The organism is Nostocoides japonicum T1-X7, from assembly GCF_001046855.1.
Classification (GTDB): domain Bacteria; phylum Actinomycetota; class Actinomycetes; order Actinomycetales; family Dermatophilaceae; genus Nostocoides; species Nostocoides japonicum.
The window spans coordinates 476,734-492,597 of record NZ_HF570958.1 but is presented as its reverse complement, the minus strand read 5'-3'; the positions used below and the strand labels follow the sequence as shown (position 1 = coordinate 492,597).

Sequence of the window (15,864 nt, the reverse complement as noted above, 5' to 3'; positions counted from 1 at the left end):
GGCCGCTGCTGCGCGACCGCGCCCGCCGCTGCGCGACCGCGCCGGCCGCTGCTGCGCGACCGAACGACGGGGTATGCGACCGGGCCGGCTAGTGCACGACCCGGTAGTCGACGAGGAGGTGGCCGGTCGGCGACATCGTGCTCCGGATCGACTCGAGCCGTTGCGGTGGCAGCCCGTCGAGGAGCCGGCGCCCCGACCCGGCGATCGCCGGAGCGATGACGAGCTTGAGCTCGTCGACGACGCCTGCGGCCAGGAGCGCCTGGGCCACCGAGATGCTGGCGTGGACGCCGATGTCGCCGCCGGGTCGCTCCTGGAGCGCGCGGACGGACTCGACGAGATCGCCTGCGACGACCTGTGATCCCGCCCATTCGGGGACGAACGGCCTCGAGGTGACGACGAACTTCTCGACGCCGTTGATGAACGTCGCAAAGGGTTCCAGCGTGCTCTGCGGCCAGAACGCCGCCCACTCCTCGTAGCTGCGCCGACCGAGGATGACGGAGTCCTGGGTGTCGATGACGGCAGACAGGTTCGCGTCCATCACCTCGTCCCACGCGAAGAACGCGTCGGGGTCCTCGGCCACGCCGTCCAAGGAGAGGAGCTCGTAGACGACGATCTTTCGCATGGTGGATACCTCCGGTCGGTGGGCTGCACTCGTGCTGTGGGCATTGTGCTCCGGCCGGTCGCCGCGGCCGGTGTCCTGCTGTCACAGATCCGCCACGGCGGGGATCACCTGCTCGCCCATGAGCTCGAGCGTGCCGGGCCTGCTGACGTCGGCGAGCGCCCCGTGTGCCACCTGGATCCCCAGGCCGGCGAGCTCGTGCAGGTGCTCGATCGTCTGCTCGACCCGCTCGCCGTTCGGGCCGAGGTCGAACCGGAGCTGGGCGGTCTTCTCGATCTCGTCGTAGTCCCGGCCGAGGCGCTCGCAGTGCTCGCGCAGCACGTCCAGCTTGTGGGGCAGCTCCGGCGTGTCGAAGATGTTGCACGCGTCGGCATACTGCGCCACGAGCCGCAGCGTCTTCCGCTCACCTGCGCCACCGATGAGGATCGGCGGGTGCGGCCGGCTGAGGGACTGTGGTGAGTTGAGCGTCCGCGCGAGGTGGTAGTGGGTGCCCTCGTATGCGGCGTCGTCGTCGCTCCACATCTGCTGGCAGATCTGCAACGCCTCCTCGAGCCGCTCGAACCGCTCCGCCGTCGGTGGGAAGAGGAGGCCGAGGCCGCGGGACTCCTCCTCGTTCCAGGCCGCGCCGATGCCGAGCATCGCGCGACCGCCGGAGAGGACGTCGAGGGTGGTGGCGGCCTTCGCCAACAGCCCGGGCTCGCGGTAGACGACGGCCGTGACGACGGTGAGCAGCTTGACCCGCTCCGTCCTCGCGGCGAGGAAGCCGAGCGTCGTGTAGGCCTCGAGCATCTCGTGCTCCGGGGGGCCGAGGTGGGAGATCTGCCAGAGGTGGTCCATGACGCTGATCCGGTCGTATGCCGCGCGCTCGGCGCGCTGCGCGACGTCGCCCAGGGTCTCGCGGAGGGCGGCCGCGCCGCCGTCCCAGGTGAAGTCGGAGATGTGCAGTCCAAGTCTCATGCCGCTCCTTCACGTCGGGTGTCCTCGGCGGGTCGACGCAGGGTCGCCGCCGATCGTCCCCCCATTCAACGCCCCCATGACGGAGCTGGCATCACCCCCGACAGGGCGGTGAAAGCGGGTGAAGGTGGTGTGAAGCCGCGCTGAAACCGCGGCTGCCTAGCGTCGCCCGTGACGCGTTCGACACGCGAATGCCCACGAGGAGCCATCATGACCACTGACACCAGCACCCCTGGCATCGGGACCGAGGCCATCGGGACCACTGCCACCACTGACATCGAGACCGCCGACATCGGCACCACCGACACCCAGCCCACCCGGACGCCGGACACGACGACCACGGCTGGGAAGTCGCATACCTATCCCTCCCTCCGGGCGGCGTGGATCCCCCTGGCCGCCCTGTGCCTGGCCTTCTTCGTCGAGATGGTCGACAACACCTTGCTCTCGATCGCCCTCCCCACGATCGGCCGGGACCTCGGCAGCGGCACGACGGCATTGCAGTGGGTCACCGGCGCGTACTCGCTGACCTTCGGCGGGCTGCTGCTCACCGCCGGCTCGGTGGCCGACCGCTTCGGGCGCCGCCGGGTGCTCCTCATCGGGCTCGCGGCATTCGGCCTGTTGAGCCTCTGCGTCGTGGCGGTGCACAGCTCGGGCCAGCTCATCGCCCTCCGGGCCGCGCTCGGCGTCGCCGCGGCGGCGATGGCGCCCATCACCAACTCGCTCGTCTTCCGACTCTTCGACGACAAGGCGCTGCGGATGCGCGCCATCACCGTGATGATCGTCGTCGGCATGTCCGGGTTCATCCTCGGCCCGCTCCTCGGCGGCACCGCCCTGGCCCACATCAGGTGGGAGTGGCTGCTCGTCGTCAATGCGCCGATCGCGCTCCTCGCCTGCATCGGCGTCCGGCTCGGCGTCGCCCGCGACCGGCGTGAGGACCTGACCGACGACAGCCTCGACCTCCCGGGGGCGGCGCTGAGCATCCTCACGATCGGCCTCGCCTGCTACTCGGCGACCTCCGGCGTGGAGCACGGCTGGCTCGCCGCCGGCACGCTGGTCTCGATCCTCGCGGCCGTCCTCGCGGCCGCCGGGTTCGTGTGGCACGAACGCCGCACCCCCTCGCCGATGCTCGACCTCGCGCTCTTCTCCAACGGCACGGTCCGCGGCGCGACGATCGCGCAGGCCGGCACCGCGATCGCGATGGCCAGCGTCATGTTCGGTCTCGTCCTCCACTTCCAGTACGCCTACGGTTGGTCGCCGGTGCGCGCCGGCCTCGCGAACCTGCCGATGATCGCGACGATGCTCCTCGCGACGCCCCTGTCGGAGGCGCTCATCAAGCGCTTCGGCCACCGCATCGCCTGCCTCGTCGGCGCGGTCCTCCTCGCCGGTGCGCTCGGCGGGCTCGCGTGGGGCGTGGACCACGGGTACCTCGCGATCGCCGTCTCGATGGTCGTCATGACGATCGGTCTGCGCACGGTCCTGACGATCTGCGCCGTCGCCCTCATCGACGCGATGCCGAGCAACCGCACCTCGATCGGCGCAGCGCTCAACGACACCGCGCAGGAGGTCGGGACGAGCGTCGGCACGGCCGTCGTCGGCACGCTGATCGCCGCTCTCGTGACGACCCGACTGCCCGTCGGCACGTGGAGCGACTCCCTCGTGGCGCTGTTCTTCCACGGTGAGCGGATCACGTATGCCGTGCTCGCGGTCGTCGTCGGAATCATCGCGGTATGCGGTGCGCTCACCCTCACCGACTCGCGGACCGCCGAAGAGCCTGCCTGACAACGGGTTCCGACGCCGTCGGTCACCGGGCGGGCGAGGGCCACGGCTCTCGCCCGCCCGGTGACGTCGCATACCGTCGGTCCCCGTCGTCAGCATATGTTGACGCAGAGCGGCACGTCAGCATATGCTGACGACCATGACCAGGACCGCAACCGACCTCGCGGGCGACCTCGACAGCACCGACCCCTCGGTCGGGCTGCGGGCCGTCGCCGCGCTGGGTCGCCTGCTCGACCAGCTGGAGACCCTCCACGTGCACAACGCCCGCGCCAAGGGCTGGTCGTGGCAGGAGATCGCCGACGCGCTCGGCGTCACCAAGCAGACCGTCCACCGCAAGCACGCCCGGAGGTAGGCCGTGTTCGAACGTTTCTCCCGCAACGCCCGGGCCGTCGTGATCTCGACCCAGGACCTCTGCCACGAGCTCGGCGCCGAACGGGTGCGTCCGGTCCACGTCCTTCTCGCCCTCACCGAGGAGAGCAGCGGCGTGAGCGACCTCCTCGCGGCCCACGGCATCACGACGGAGGCCATCGCCACCTCCCTCGGGCTCCGGCCGCCGACTCCGTCGGCTCACCCCGAGCCGACGGCCCCTCAGGCTCCGCTGAGCGAGGAGGACGCGGACGCGCTCCGCTCCCTGGGCATCGACCTCGACGCCATCCGGGCCGCCGTCGAGCGCCAGTTCGGGGAGGGCGCACTCGACGGGCAGGGCGAGGGTGGGACGCAGGACCCCGATCCCCGCCTGTCCCGGGACGACGACGAGTTCGATCTGTGGGCCGCCCGCCGGCGGCTCGGGTGGCGCGAGCATGTCCGTTTCAGCCGTGGCGCGAAGAAGGTCCTCGAGCTCTCCCTCCGCGAGGCGATCCGGACCGGTGCGCGGGAGATCCGCTCCGAGCACATCGCCCTCGGCGTCCTGCGCTCCGACGACGAGACGCTACGCATGGTGCTGCGGATGCGCGGCGTCGACGTGCGCGCGGTGCGTGCCGACCTGGAGAACCGCAGCCGCCGCACCGCCTGAGCTCCGCCGACCGGACACACCGCATACCCGCAGGGGGTATAAGGTGAGCTCCGTCAAGGACCACCCGACGATCAGGCGAGGGGACCCGTCGTTCATGTGCACCTCCAGCGACATCCAGGCCACCGAGACCATCGAGACTGCCGCAGCCGGTGAGCCGCGGGCGGCGTACACGGTGACCGGGATGACGTGCGGTCACTGCGTCGCGGCGGTGACCGAGGAGGTCGGCGCGGTCGCGGGTGTTCGCGATGTCATCGTCGACCTCGCGAGCGGCAGCCTCACCTTCGCCTCCGACGAGCCGGTCTCCCGCGATGTCGTCGAGGCCGCCGTCCGCGAGGCCGGCTACACGCTGGCCTGACCGGACCGCCGGTCACCCCCGCGACCGGCTGCGGACCTCACCCGAAGGCGGCCCGCAGCTCCTCGGCGCAGAACCGCAGCGCCTCACGCGCCTCCGCGAGCTGGTCGTGGTAGAGGAAGAAGGGATGGAAGGCTCCGGGGGAGCGCCTCACCCGGGTGGGGACACCGGCCGCCGTGAGCCGCTCGCCGTATGCCTCCGCCTCGTCCCGCACCGGGTCGCACTCGGCGGTGAGGATCGTCGTCGGAGGCAGGCTCGCCAGGCTCTCGGCCCGCATGGGGACGGCCCCGGGATCGGTGACGGCCCACCACCGGTCGCCGAGGTACTGCTCGAAGTACCACTCCATGTCCTCCCGGGTGAGCCCGGGACCGGCGCGATACTCGTCGTAGGACGCATACCGCTCCACGTCGTTGTCGACGACCGGCAGGACGAGCAGCTGGTGCCTGATGCGCAGGCCCTCGCTGCCCAGCCGCTGGCAGACCGCCGCGGTGAGGTTGCCACCGGCGCTGTCGCCGCCGACCGCGACGCGGTCCCCGTCGATCGCGTAGCGCTCGGGCCGGGTGAGCAGCTCGGTGACGACGTCGCCGACGTCGTCGAGGGCTGCGGGGTACGGATGGTCGGGGGGCTGTCGGTAGTCGACGGCGACGACGTGGCATTCGGCCCTCGCCGCCAGACGGCGACACCACGCGTCGTGCGTGTCGAGGTCTCCGAGGGCCCAGCCGCCGCCGTGGGCGTAGACGAGGCACGGGGAGTCCGTCGACATCGTGGCCCGATAGCGGCGGACCGGCACGTCCCGGACGGTCGTGTCCTCGACCGCGACAGGCTCCGTCGCGGTGCCGAAGAACGGGATCTGGGACCGGAGGGCGAGGCGGCTCGCCTCGACCCCGACCGCACGCCGGCTGGGCCGCGGTGGCACCGACTCGAGCAGACGACGGCTTTCGTCAGAGAGCACGCTGCACCTCCTCATGGGGTGGGTTCATTCCCATGGTCCTGCCTGGACCGGTCCTCCGTCGACCGGTCCTGGGTCGACCGGTCCTCGGTCGACCCAGGACCGGCTGAGGGTCGCGAGAGAGGCTCAACTCGACACCGGATCCCTCAGCCGGCGGTCTTCAGGCGGGGCAGCTGGGCGTTGATCGCCTGGACCCGCGGGTTGTTCCCGATCGGCACGAGGCCCTTGGGCAGCGATCCGGCCGCCGCACCGGTGACGTTGTTGACCTTCGTGTAGGCCTGCTCGGTCGCCAGGTAGGTGACGCCGCTCGTCGCGTCGCCGCCGGTGGCGGGGGCCGGCTCGGTGATCGTCACGTTGTCGACGTGGTACGTCGTGCCGTTCGCCGTGAAGGTGTAGTCGCCCGTGAAGGTGGCCTGCCGGTGGGCCGCGACGATCCACACGGAGGTGCCGGGCTTGGCGGTCACCGAGATCTTCTCCGAGTCCGACGTCTGGGTGGCCCACTGGTGCTCGGCACTGAACTTCACACTGACCTTGGCGTTGGCGAAGCCGAGGGCGCTGAGGGTGGTCTCCGCGCCGACGGAACCGCCGATCGAGAAGCTGGCCTCCGCCTCGTGGGTGACCTTGAGGTCCTGGGTGAGGTCCTCGTCGCTGTCCGGAGGGTTGTCCAGCCTCGACGTGCTGGCCTGCTCCCAGCCGGTCTCGGAGTAGGCCGGGTTCGTCGTCGCCTGGAAGGCCTTGTCGGTGGCGCTCGGGAAGAGCGCCATGGCCGAGGCGGCCGCGGCGGGCTGGGCCGCGGCGTCGATGGTCACGGTCGTTCCGTCGGCGACCGCGTAGGCGGCGGTGGCGACCGTCGAGCCGATGAGCGCGGTGGCCAGCAGGCTTCCGGCGGCGATCCCGGTCCTCGTGAGTTTCATGATCTGCTTCCTTTCGGCGGGTGCGTCCGGTCGGACGCTGGATGGGGCTGTCGAGCTGGGACGAGTCTGTCCGTGGACGACGGTGGGGGCCGTCGGCCGGTTGGTTGACCGGTCGGGGGACGCGGATGTCGTCCGATCGGTCGACCCACGTCCCTCCCGAGGTCGCGGGGAGGGAGGATCCGCTACCCGCCGATGCCCGTGATCACCGGGCTGAATGCGGTGCCGGGCACCGGGATCGACTGGCCGGGCTTGGTCAGGCCCGGCATCGACACCGTGACGTTCTTGAGGTGGTAGGTCAGCATGCCGTCGTAGATGGTGAAGTCGACGTTCCCCGTCACGTTCTCGACGTCGTTCGTCTTCACGAAGGAGCCCTGCTTCTGAGAGGGGACGGTCATCGTGTCGCCGTTCTCGACCGTGTCGGAGACGCGCCACTCCTGGGTGCTGCCGATCGACGCGCTGATGCCGGCGTTGGCGACCCCGAGGAATCCGAGCTGGGCCTCCCACGCGATCTCCTCGGAGAACGACGTGCTCTCGCTGTTCGTCGTGCCGGTGATCGCCGTGAGCTCGGCGGGGCTCGACGTCGCGTTGATGAGGGTGGCCGAGCCGGGCTTCGGGTCCGTCTCGGTCCACGTCGGGTCGGCGGTCGGCGTGAACTTCTTGCCGGTCGCGCCCGCGTCGGAGAAGTGGCTCACCGCATCCGCGGCGCGCTTCGGGTCGGCGGCCGCGTCGATGGTGACCTCGGCCGGCTTGTTGAGGAACGCGCCGACCGAGTTGGCCTCCGCGCCCGGCTGGTATGCCATGTGGAAGACCGCGGTGGAGTTCACCCAGTCGTCTCCGCTCCTGTCCATGCTGAAGCTCGTCAGGTGGTCCTGATAGTCGGCGTGGACGCGGACGAGGTGCTGAGCACCGTCGGCGTCGGTGAAGGAGTAGCTGATCCAGTCGTCGTCGCCGTCGTTGGCGTCGTAGGTGCTGTGCGACTCCTTGCGCAGATGCATCACGTCGCCCGGCTTCATCGTCTGCACGGGTCCGACCCCACGCCAGTCGACCTTCGTCCACTGGGTGTCGCTGTACCAGTGCTGGGACAGCGTGCCGGAGGGATCGATGGTCCATGTGTAGGGCGTGTCGTTGTAGAGCCGGTAGTCGAAGGACATGTTGTTGGGCGCGGGGGGACCGACCGGCTGCACCCCGGCGTCGTCCTGGGCCGTCGCCGTCGACGTGGCGGCGAGCGCAGGGCCGGCGGCCCCACCGATGAGCACTGCGCCGCCGACGAGTGCCGCGGCCAACTTCTTGGTCATCGTGTCGATGCGCATGGGGTCTCCTGTCGTGTGGTCCGGTTCGCCTCGGTCGGCGCTCCGTGGTTCGTGGGTCAACCATCCGTTCGACGGGCGGTCGATACGGTCGGCCGATCGGACGATCGCTCGGGGGACCGCGATGTCGGCCGATCGGCTGACACCGGGGTCCGCGACGGCCGCCCGTCGTGCGGGAAACGGCCGCCTGGGGCCATGGTTCGGCGTAGCGTGGGTCCGTGACGAGCGTGCCGCCGCAGCATGGCTCGGTCGGGCCGACTCCGGACATGCTGGAGACCCGGCTGGGACCGGTCGAGTACGCGCGGGTCGGCAGCGGCATACCGGTCGTCGTCCTCCACGGGAGCCCCGGCGGGATCGATGCCGCCGCTCTGATGGCCGCCTTCCTGCCCCGCGACGAGATCTGCGCGATCCTCCTGTCGCGCCCCGGGTACCTCGGAACCGAGCTCGGCACCCGGCAGACGCCGGACCAGCAGGCCGACCTCGTCGCCGCGCTGCTGGACGCCCTCGACATCCCTGCCGCAGGCGTGCTCGCCTGGTCGGGCGGCGGGCCGTGCGGGTTCCGGCTGGCGGTGCGACACCCCGCCCGAGTGACGGCGATCGTCGCCTTCGCGACGGTCAGCAGGGGCTACCGGCCTCCCCGGACCGGCCTCAGCGACCGGCTCATGCTCGGGACCGCGCCGGGACGGTGGCTCCTGCGGCTCCTCGCCGAGCGTCGGCCGGAGGATGTCGTCACCGGCACGCTGCGCAGCGAGAGCTCCCTGACCGGCGAGCTGCTGCGCGACCGCGTCGCCGAGGTGATGGCCGACCCCGTCAAGCGCGAGTTCGTCCTCGGTCTCGCGGGCACCGCGGGTCTCGGCCCCGATCGGCGCGCCGGCTACCGCAACGACCTCGCCCAGTTCGCCGTCATCCGGTCCCTCGACCTGGAGCGGATCGCCGCGCCCACGCTCGTCGTCCACGGGACGGCGGACACCGACGTCACGCCCGATCACGGGGAGTACGCCGCCGCCACGATCCCTGGTGCGCGTCGTCTCGACCTCGATGACGGCAGCCACCTCGCGCTCTACACCCACCCGGACGCCGCGGACGCGCAGCGCCAGGTGGTCGACGTCCTGCTCGGCCGGGGAACCTAGGTCACCGCCATGCCGATGTCGGACGAGCTGGTCACCGTGGTGGTCGCCGACGACCATCCGTTCTTCCGCGACGGGGTGGCCCGTGGGTTGAACAACAGCGGACGGATCCGGATCGTGGGGGAGGCCGGCGACGGTCGGGAGGCCCTCGAGCTCATCCGTGCTGAGCACCCCCAGGTCGCGATCGTCGACCACCAGATGCCCGGGCTCAGCGGCGTCGACGTCGTCCGAGCGGTGGCCCGCGACGGGCTGCCGACGCGGGTGATCCTCCTGTCGGCGTTCGCCGACAGCGCGGTGGTCTTCCAGGCCCTCGAGGAGGGGGCGGCGGGCTACCTGACGAAGGACGCCTCCCGGGGAGACATCGTCGAGGCCGTGGTCCGCGTCGCGGGCGGGCATACCGTCCTGCCGCCGGAGCTGGCCGGCGGTCTCGCCGACCAGATCCGGCTGCGTGCCCGCTCCGACGTACCGGTCCTGTCGGAGCGCGAGCGGCAGGTGCTCGACGCGTTCGCGCGCGGGCTGTCCATCCCCCAGGCCTCGGCCGAGCTCTTCCTCGGCGTGAGCACGATCAAGACGTACACCCAGCGGCTCTACGAGAAGCTCGGGGTCTCCGATCGCGCCGCGGCGGTCGCCGAGGCGATGCGGCGTGGGCTGCTCGACTAGCGACGCGTGACGTGGCCGGCGTGGCGGATCGGGTGACGCTCGAGGGACTCAGCGAGACTCCCGAGCTGCGGGAGATCCTGCTCCGCCATGCCTACCGCAGCGTCCGGGTGCAGCTCGGACTGCGCGGGCTGCTCGTCCTCTTCATGGCCCTGACGCTCGGGTTCGTGCCCCCGGAGCATGACCTCCTGGCGTGCTGCCTCATCGTCGTCGGGTATGCCGCCTGGGCGGGGGCGCTCGCGGTGCGGACCCGTGGTGGCGGGCTCGGACCGCTGCGGTGGATGTGGCTGGCTCTGCTCGTCGACACCGCCGCGCTGTCGGCGCTCACGCTCGTGGCGGGCATCGCCGCGGAGCAGTCGTGGACCGCGGACGTCCTCGTCAACGGGTTCTACGTCATCCCCATGCTCGCCGCGACGTCGCTGCGGCCCGTCGTCTGCGCCGCGATCGCGGTGCCCACCCTCGGCGCGAGCCTCGCGGTCAGCATCCTCACCCAGCAGGCGAATGCCGAGCCGTGGTCGTCGATCCTGCTGCGGTCCCTCGTGCTCGCCGGGCTCGCCTCCGGATCCGTCGCGCTCTCCTTCGTCCAGCTGTCCCGAGTGCTGACGATCGGCCAACTGCTCGGCGAGCGTATCGACCTGCTCGACGAGATCGTCCGGATCGAGGCGCACGAGCGTGCCCTGCTCGCCGAGGATCTGCACGACGGCGCGCTCCAGTATCTCCTCGCCGCTCGGCAGGACCTCGACGACGCGCGTGACACCGGTGATCCGGATGCTTTCGTCCGCGTCGACCACGCCCTGCGCGAGTCGTCGACGATGCTGCGCTCCACCGTGTCCGAGCTGCACCCCGCCGTGCTCGAGCAGGCCGGACTCGCGCGGGCGCTCACCGACCTCACGGCCGGCGTCGCCGCCCGGGGGCGGCTGACCGTCGACCTCGACCTCGCGGGCTGGCTCGAGGGTCCCACCGCGGCAGACCCGGCTCTCTACGCGGCTGCTCGGGAGGCGCTCATCAACGTCGTCAAGCATGCGAACGCCCGGACCGTGAAGGTCACCCTGGACCGCGACGGTCGCGACGCCGTGCTCGTCGTCAGCGACGACGGGTCGGGCATCGCCGAGGGGGTCCTCGCGCAACGCCTGGCGGACGGGCACATCGGGCTCGCGTCCCATCGCGCCCGGATCACCGCCGCCGGAGGGGAGTTCCGCATCGAGCCGGCCGCGCCGACGGGCACCCGGGTCACCGTGCGGATGCCGGTGCCCGAGGAGTCCGCCCGGTCCGCGACCGTCGCCCGGCTGCCCTGAGCCTGCCCATCCCGACGGGGTGACGCGGAACCGTCCGTGCCTGCGTTGCTCCTGATATCGGTGATAGCGAGAGGGTGGATGCGATGGCACAGGTCTTGATACGCGGACTGGACGAGGGTGTGAAGCGCCGGCTGCAGGAGCGAGCCCGCCGACGTGGCGTGTCGATGGAGGCCGAGGCCCGCGACACACGCAATACCGAGGACTTCTCAGACGCAGGACTGGAGTCTCTGACGAACCCGTTCGAGGGTTCGTGAGGAGTCCGCGCCGTCCTCCGGGACGTTGAACGGCATTCGACCGGTCGGCTACCGGAGGAATCGTGCCGGGTCGGTGAAGGCGGGAGCCGATGCGTGGGAGGGATCGCACGCCAGGCCGGCGGCTATCGCGCCGTATCCGGTGCACATCTTGAACCCGGCGCCGCTGAACCCGGTCGCCAGCACGATCCGCTCGGAGCCGGGTGCGAAGCCGAGGAGCGGTGCGCTGTCTGTCGTGTAGAGGTCCGGATAGGTGTCCGCGCGAACGATGTACGGGATCACTCCCGGGAAGTAGCTCGCAGCCGTCGCCCGCACCTCGCTCATCTCCTCCGGCCTGGGCACCCGGAGCAGGTTCGACGGATCGTCGGCCGGGGTGGCCCGCCCGTCCAGGCTCGCTTTGATCGTGACGCCGTCGATGGTCGGCGCGCCGTACATCGACGTGCCTCGGGCGATCCGGATGAAGATCGGGAAGACCTCGGGGACGAAGTCACCCGGATCGTCGACCTGGAACCACGTGAGCAGAACCCGAGCCGGGTACACCTGGGACCGCAGCGCCTCCGGCAACAGTGGGGCTGCCCACGCTCCGCCGGTCACGATGAGCCGGTCGACCGTCCACGTGCGGTCCTCGTCGCGGATGCGGACGAGATCGTCCGTCTCCTCGATCGAGAGGACCCGGCAGTCGGTGACCACGTCCGCTCCCTCGTCCTCGGCGCGGCGCAAGGCGGCCAGGACCGCCGTGTCCGTCTTGAGGAACCCGGCCTGCTCGTCCCAGACGGCGATCTCATCGGGATCCAGGTCGTGCTGGGGGTAGCGCTGCGCCATCTCCGCATGGTCGAGGATGCGGTAGCCGGCGCCGCAGGCTCGGATCGACTCCAGGAGCGCCGGGATGTAGGAGCCGTCGCGGTGCCCGATGGACAGGCCGCCGCACCGGTTGAGGATCTCCTTGCCGCTCTCCTCCTCGAGCTCGCCCCACAGCAGTCGGGACCGGACGAGGATGGGGTAGTACGGGTCCGTTCCCCGGTAGGTCATCCGGAAGAGCCGCGAGTCGCCTCCCACCGCGCTGCGCGGGTGGGCCGGCGTCGCTGCCTCGAACCCGAGGACGGAGGAGCCGCGCCGGCTCGCCTGCCACATCGCCATGCTGCCGACACTGCCGACGCCGATGACGCCGATCTGGGCATCCGTCACCGTCAGAGCACCTTCCGCAGGAACTGACGGGTCCGGGACTCCTGCGGGTTCGCCAGCACCTCACGCGGATCGCCGCGCTCGACGATGTAGCCATCCGCCATGAACAGCAGGCTGTCGGCCACTTCGCGGGCGAACCCCATCTCGTGGGTGGCGACCATCATCGTCATCCCGCCGTCGGCCAGTCCCTTCATCACGTCGAGGACGTCGCCCACGAGCTCCGGGTCGAGCGCCGACGTCGGCTCGTCGAACAGCATCACCTGTGGCTCCATGGCCAGCGATCGCGCGATCGCGACGCGCTGTTGCTGGCCGCCGGACAGTTGCGAGGGATAGTGGTCCTCCCGGCCGTTGAGGCCGACCTGGGCGAGCAGTCGAAGGGCCCGCTCCCGAGCCTCGGCCTTCCTGGTGCCCTTCACCATGATCTGGCCGACGGTCACGTTCTCCACCGCCGTCATGTTGGGGAACAGGTTGAACTGCTGGAAGACCATGCCGATCTGGGTCCGTTGGACTCGCAGCTCCTTGCGCTTCAGCGGCTTGAAGGAGCGCTCCTCCTCCCGGAAGCCCAGGTGCTCGCCGTTGACCTTCAGGACGCCGGAGTCGATCTGCTCGAGGCCGTCGATGCACCGAAGAAGGGTGGACTTGCCGGAGCCACTGGGACCGATGAGGACGCAGACCTCTCCGGCGGAGATGTCCAGGTTGATGTCCTTGAGCACGGCGTGCGGACCGAAGGACTTGACCAGGCTGCGGATGTGGACCGTTCCCGGCCCGTCCGCCTTTCCCATGCCTGGTGGGACGAACGGCTCGAGCGACGGCGGGGTCACGTCTTCCGTCATGGGTGCACCATTCTTCCTCCGGGTTGACAGCCGGTCATGTCGGGACCTCCGCGACGGGCTCGACCTTCTGCAGTCGTATCGCCTGACGCGACTTGGTGTAGTACGCCTCGATCTTGGACTGCGGGTAGTTGAGCAGGATCGACACGATGAGGTACCAGATGCACGCGACGAGGAGCATGGGGATCGTCTCGTAAGTGCGCGCGTAGATGAGCTGGACGCTCTGGAGCAGGTCCGCTACCCCGAGCACGCTGACCAGCGAGGTCTCCTTCAGCATGCTGATCAGCTGGTTGCCGGTGGCCGGGATGATCGTCGGCATGGCCTGGGGGATGATGATCCTGCGGATCTTCATCGCCTCCGTCATCCCCAGCGAGTCGCCCGCCTCGAGCTGCCCCTTGGGTACGGAGTTGAAGCCGCCCCGGATGATCTCGGCCATGTAGGCGGCCTCGTTGAGGGAGAGGCCGATGATGGCTGCGGTGATGGCGCTGATCAGCGAGTTCGTGTCGAGCTTGACACCGATCGACGTGAGCGGGATGCCGAGCCTGATGTTCGGGTAGAGCGCGGCGATGTTGAACCACAGGATGAGCTGCACGAGGACGGGAGTGCCGCGGAAGACACTGATGTATCCGATCGCCAGGATCCGGACCGGCGGGATCTTCGAGGACCGCATGATGGCGACGAGCATCCCGAGCACGGACGCGATGAGCATGACGAGGACGGTCAGCCAGAGGGTCAGCCACAGTCCCTTGAGGACCGTGCCGTCCGTGAGGTAGTCACCGATGACGTCCCACTGGTACCGGGGATTCGTGATGAGGCTGTAGGCGATGCCTGCCGCGATGAGCAGGCAGATCGCCCACATCACGTACTCATAGGTTCCCCGGCGATGGATGCGAGGCTTGGCGGTGGCGTCCATCTCAGGTCAGCTCGATGTCGCGCTCGCCTTGTCGGCGGTCTTGATCGCGCCGCCGCCCAGTCCCCAGTTGTTGAGCGCCTTCAGGTAGAGCGGGCTGTCGATGATCGACTGCATCGCCTTCTGCATGGCCGCGGTCAGGGGGGAGTCCTTCGCGAGGCCCAGCGCGACGAGGTCGTTGCCGAGGCTCGCCGGCTTGTCGTACTGGTCGGCGGTCACGGCGAAGGCGCTTCCGTGTTCCTGCACCGCCCAGGCGAGCGACGGGGTGTCGTAGAAGATGCCGTTGATCCGGCCGGAGGAGAGCTGGGTCAGGGCCGTGTTCACGTTCGGAAGCACGACGGTCTTGATCGCGGGCTTGCCCGAGGAGGTGCAGTTCTTCGACAGCGCAGGCAGATACGTCTCCTGCTGCGTGCTCCCGGTCATCACGGCGATGGACTTGCCGCAGACGGACGAGTCGTTGATGTTGAGATGGTCCGGATTGCCCGCCTTGACCCCGAGCGAGGAGCCGTCGGACCAGTAGTTGATCATGTCCAGCACCTTGAGACGCTCGGGTGTGGCCGACATGTCGGTGGCGGTGAAGTCGTACCGCCCGCCGGTGATGCCCGGGATGATGGTGCTGAAGGAGACGTTCTCGATGTTCAGCTTGAGGCCGAGCTTCGCCGCCAGCAGGCGGGAGATGTCCACGTTGAAGCCGACGGGCTGGTTCGAGGTGTTGAGGAACGACGTGGGCGGGTACTGCAGGTCCATGGCGACCGTGATGGCCCCCTTGGTCTTGATCGATGCGGGCAGCAGCGCCACGGATGCGGGATCCGCGGAGACGCCTTCGGCGATGTTGCCCGTCGTGCCCGTGGCGGAGGAGTTCGTGGCGCCGGCCGAGGCATTGCTGCCGCCGCCGGAGTCGTCTCCCGAGCTGGAGCATCCGGCGGTCACCCCGAGAGCGAGGCACGCGACCGCGGCGAATGAGATGGACGTGAACTTCATGAAGTGACTCCTGTTCCAAGGTCGCGACGGGGCGGCCGCGGTGGGGTTGAGCGCTCAGCGGCGGTACTCGCTGAGAGATTCGAGTCCGCCCGGCTCAGGTGCTGGGCGATGGTCCGGCCGGCGACGTCCGGGTCCTGGGTCTCCAGTCCGTCGATGAGGTCCTGATGGTCCTGCACGAGCCCGGCATCCGACGGGCGTGCGTTCTCCAGCCAGGTCATGCAGGTGACCGTCTCGGCGGACAGCAGCAGGTAGGCATCGATCAGTCGGGAGTTGCCGCCACAGCGCACCAGCTGCTGATGGAACGCGAGGTCGGCTTGAGCGATCTGCAGTCGGTCACCGGAGTCGAGCACCGACGTGAGCACGTCGAGGGCCGCTGCGAGCAGAGCCGACGCCTCGGCGACCTTCGCCGGGCCACCCGCGATCACGGTCGCGGCCGCATGCCTCTCGATGGCGATGCGAGCGTCATAGATCTCGTGGATGTCGTCCTCGGTGAACTCCCTCACCGTGACGGTCTTGCTCGGTTCCGCGGCGATGAGCAGCCGCTCGGCGACCAGCTGCTGCAGCGCCTCACGGACCGGTGACCTGGAGACGCCGAGCTCCTCGGCGACCCGCTTCTCGTGCAACGGCTGACCCGGCTCGAGAGCGCCCGCGATGATGAGCCGCCGCAGCTCGTCGCATACCCGATCGGCCGTCGACCGTCGCTGCAACGCGACGAGCCCGGTGCTCGTGCTCATGGATGCTCCTGCTC

The 15,864-nt window shown here is 70.0% G+C and carries 18 protein-coding genes; 8 read left to right on the top strand and 10 right to left on the bottom strand.

The window, feature by feature from the left end:
- Nucleotides 1-88 precede the first annotated feature (88 nt).
- Nucleotides 89-622 carry a dihydrofolate reductase family protein gene (locus tag BN12_RS02235; protein WP_048549840.1) on the bottom strand — a complete coding sequence of 178 codons (534 nt, stop codon included), beginning with the start codon at nucleotides 620-622 and terminating at the stop codon, nucleotides 89-91.
- Nucleotides 623-703: 81 nt separating this feature from the next.
- Entirely contained in the window at nucleotides 704-1,576 is an 873-nt protein-coding gene (locus BN12_RS02230) for an LLM class F420-dependent oxidoreductase (RefSeq protein ID WP_048549839.1), read from the bottom strand.
- Between the two features lie 207 nt (nucleotides 1,577-1,783).
- On the opposite strand from BN12_RS02230, the gene BN12_RS02225 reads away from it, so the two are divergent.
- From BN12_RS02225 to BN12_RS02210, 4 genes are all read left to right on the top strand, one after another.
- Complete coding sequence (locus tag BN12_RS02225) at nucleotides 1,784-3,352, top strand: MFS transporter (protein ID WP_083454350.1); 1,569 nt, start codon at nucleotides 1,784-1,786, stop codon at nucleotides 3,350-3,352.
- Between the two features lie 136 nt (nucleotides 3,353-3,488).
- A complete protein-coding gene (locus BN12_RS02220) occupies nucleotides 3,489-3,701 on the top strand; it encodes a helix-turn-helix domain-containing protein (protein ID WP_048555903.1) in 213 nt (70 codons plus the stop codon).
- 3 nt (nucleotides 3,702-3,704) lie between these two features.
- On the top strand, nucleotides 3,705-4,361 hold the full coding sequence (locus tag BN12_RS02215) for a Clp protease N-terminal domain-containing protein (RefSeq protein ID WP_048549838.1): 657 nt from the start codon (nucleotides 3,705-3,707) through the stop codon (nucleotides 4,359-4,361).
- Nucleotides 4,362-4,404: 43 nt separating this feature from the next.
- Nucleotides 4,405-4,716 (top strand): heavy-metal-associated domain-containing protein, encoded by a 312-nt coding sequence (locus tag BN12_RS02210; RefSeq protein WP_048549837.1) that lies wholly within the window; start codon nucleotides 4,405-4,407, stop codon nucleotides 4,714-4,716.
- Between the two features lie 37 nt (nucleotides 4,717-4,753).
- Here BN12_RS02210 and BN12_RS02205 read toward each other — a convergent pair whose 3' ends face one another.
- The 3 genes from BN12_RS02205 to BN12_RS02195 all read right to left on the bottom strand — a co-directional run bounded on the left by BN12_RS02205 (nucleotide 4,754) and on the right by BN12_RS02195 (nucleotide 7,886).
- On the bottom strand, nucleotides 4,754-5,665 hold the full coding sequence (locus BN12_RS02205; RefSeq protein WP_048549836.1) for an alpha/beta hydrolase: 912 nt from the start codon (nucleotides 5,663-5,665) through the stop codon (nucleotides 4,754-4,756).
- Between the two features lie 143 nt (nucleotides 5,666-5,808).
- Entirely contained in the window at nucleotides 5,809-6,576 is a 768-nt protein-coding gene (locus tag BN12_RS02200) for a hypothetical protein (RefSeq protein WP_048549835.1), read from the bottom strand.
- A gap of 182 nt (nucleotides 6,577-6,758) precedes the next feature.
- Entirely contained in the window at nucleotides 6,759-7,886 is a 1,128-nt protein-coding gene (locus BN12_RS02195; protein ID WP_048549834.1) for a hypothetical protein, read from the bottom strand.
- A 215-nt stretch (nucleotides 7,887-8,101) separates the two neighbouring features.
- Between BN12_RS02195 and BN12_RS02190 the strand changes: the two genes are divergently transcribed.
- The 4 genes from BN12_RS02190 to BN12_RS26645 all read left to right on the top strand — a co-directional run bounded on the left by BN12_RS02190 (nucleotide 8,102) and on the right by BN12_RS26645 (nucleotide 11,216).
- Nucleotides 8,102-9,013, top strand: a complete 912-nt coding sequence (locus tag BN12_RS02190; RefSeq protein WP_200901122.1) for an alpha/beta fold hydrolase — start codon at nucleotides 8,102-8,104, stop codon at nucleotides 9,011-9,013.
- 9 nt (nucleotides 9,014-9,022) lie between these two features.
- Nucleotides 9,023-9,670, top strand: coding sequence for a response regulator transcription factor (locus BN12_RS02185; protein WP_048549833.1), 648 nt, complete (start codon nucleotides 9,023-9,025; stop codon nucleotides 9,668-9,670).
- A 20-nt stretch (nucleotides 9,671-9,690) separates the two neighbouring features.
- The gene (locus BN12_RS02180) at nucleotides 9,691-10,962 is read left to right on the top strand and encodes a sensor histidine kinase (protein ID WP_048549832.1); all 1,272 of its coding nucleotides are present in this window, start codon (nucleotides 9,691-9,693) and stop codon (nucleotides 10,960-10,962) included.
- Nucleotides 10,963-11,045: 83 nt separating this feature from the next.
- A complete protein-coding gene (locus BN12_RS26645) occupies nucleotides 11,046-11,216 on the top strand; it encodes a FitA-like ribbon-helix-helix domain-containing protein (protein WP_407667774.1) in 171 nt (56 codons plus the stop codon).
- 48 nt (nucleotides 11,217-11,264) lie between these two features.
- Here BN12_RS26645 and solA read toward each other — a convergent pair whose 3' ends face one another.
- From solA to BN12_RS02155, 5 genes are all read right to left on the bottom strand, one after another.
- Nucleotides 11,265-12,398, bottom strand: coding sequence for an N-methyl-L-tryptophan oxidase (solA, locus tag BN12_RS02175; RefSeq protein ID WP_157635302.1), 1,134 nt, complete (start codon nucleotides 12,396-12,398; stop codon nucleotides 11,265-11,267).
- Between the two features lie 2 nt (nucleotides 12,399-12,400).
- Nucleotides 12,401-13,177, bottom strand: a complete 777-nt coding sequence (locus tag BN12_RS02170) for an amino acid ABC transporter ATP-binding protein (RefSeq protein WP_048555900.1) — start codon at nucleotides 13,175-13,177, stop codon at nucleotides 12,401-12,403.
- Nucleotides 13,178-13,262: 85 nt separating this feature from the next.
- On the bottom strand, nucleotides 13,263-14,138 hold the full coding sequence (locus BN12_RS02165; RefSeq protein ID WP_048549831.1) for an amino acid ABC transporter permease: 876 nt from the start codon (nucleotides 14,136-14,138) through the stop codon (nucleotides 13,263-13,265).
- 6 nt (nucleotides 14,139-14,144) lie between these two features.
- Nucleotides 14,145-15,116 (bottom strand): transporter substrate-binding domain-containing protein, encoded by a 972-nt coding sequence (locus tag BN12_RS02160; protein WP_048549830.1) that lies wholly within the window; start codon nucleotides 15,114-15,116, stop codon nucleotides 14,145-14,147.
- Nucleotides 15,113-15,850: a GntR family transcriptional regulator gene (locus BN12_RS02155; protein WP_048549829.1), complete on the bottom strand. Its 738-nt coding sequence runs from the start codon at nucleotides 15,848-15,850 to the stop codon at nucleotides 15,113-15,115. Before BN12_RS02155 ends, BN12_RS02160 begins: the two co-directional genes overlap by 4 nt.
- Between the last annotated feature and the right edge of the window lie 14 nt (nucleotides 15,851-15,864).

Coding starts and splice junctions, on each gene's coding strand:
- BN12_RS02235 (WP_048549840.1), bottom strand. CDS start 622: ATGCGAAAGATCGTCGTCTACGAGCTCCTCTCCTTGGACGGCGTGGCC.
- BN12_RS02230 (WP_048549839.1), bottom strand. CDS start 1,576: ATGAGACTTGGACTGCACATCTCCGACTTCACCTGGGACGGCGGCGCG.
- BN12_RS02225 (WP_083454350.1), top strand. CDS start 1,784: ATGACCACTGACACCAGCACCCCTGGCATCGGGACCGAGGCCATCGGG.
- BN12_RS02220 (WP_048555903.1), top strand. CDS start 3,489: ATGACCAGGACCGCAACCGACCTCGCGGGCGACCTCGACAGCACCGAC.
- BN12_RS02200 (WP_048549835.1), bottom strand. CDS start 6,576: ATGAAACTCACGAGGACCGGGATCGCCGCCGGAAGCCTGCTGGCCACC.
- BN12_RS02195 (WP_048549834.1), bottom strand. CDS start 7,886: ATGCGCATCGACACGATGACCAAGAAGTTGGCCGCGGCACTCGTCGGC.
- BN12_RS02185 (WP_048549833.1), top strand. CDS start 9,023: ATGCCGATGTCGGACGAGCTGGTCACCGTGGTGGTCGCCGACGACCAT.
- BN12_RS26645 (WP_407667774.1), top strand. CDS start 11,046: ATGGCACAGGTCTTGATACGCGGACTGGACGAGGGTGTGAAGCGCCGG.
- BN12_RS02170 (WP_048555900.1), bottom strand. CDS start 13,177: ATGGGAAAGGCGGACGGGCCGGGAACGGTCCACATCCGCAGCCTGGTC.
- BN12_RS02165 (WP_048549831.1), bottom strand. CDS start 14,138: ATGGACGCCACCGCCAAGCCTCGCATCCATCGCCGGGGAACCTATGAG.
- BN12_RS02160 (WP_048549830.1), bottom strand. CDS start 15,116: ATGAAGTTCACGTCCATCTCATTCGCCGCGGTCGCGTGCCTCGCTCTC.
- BN12_RS02155 (WP_048549829.1), bottom strand. CDS start 15,850: ATGAGCACGAGCACCGGGCTCGTCGCGTTGCAGCGACGGTCGACGGCC.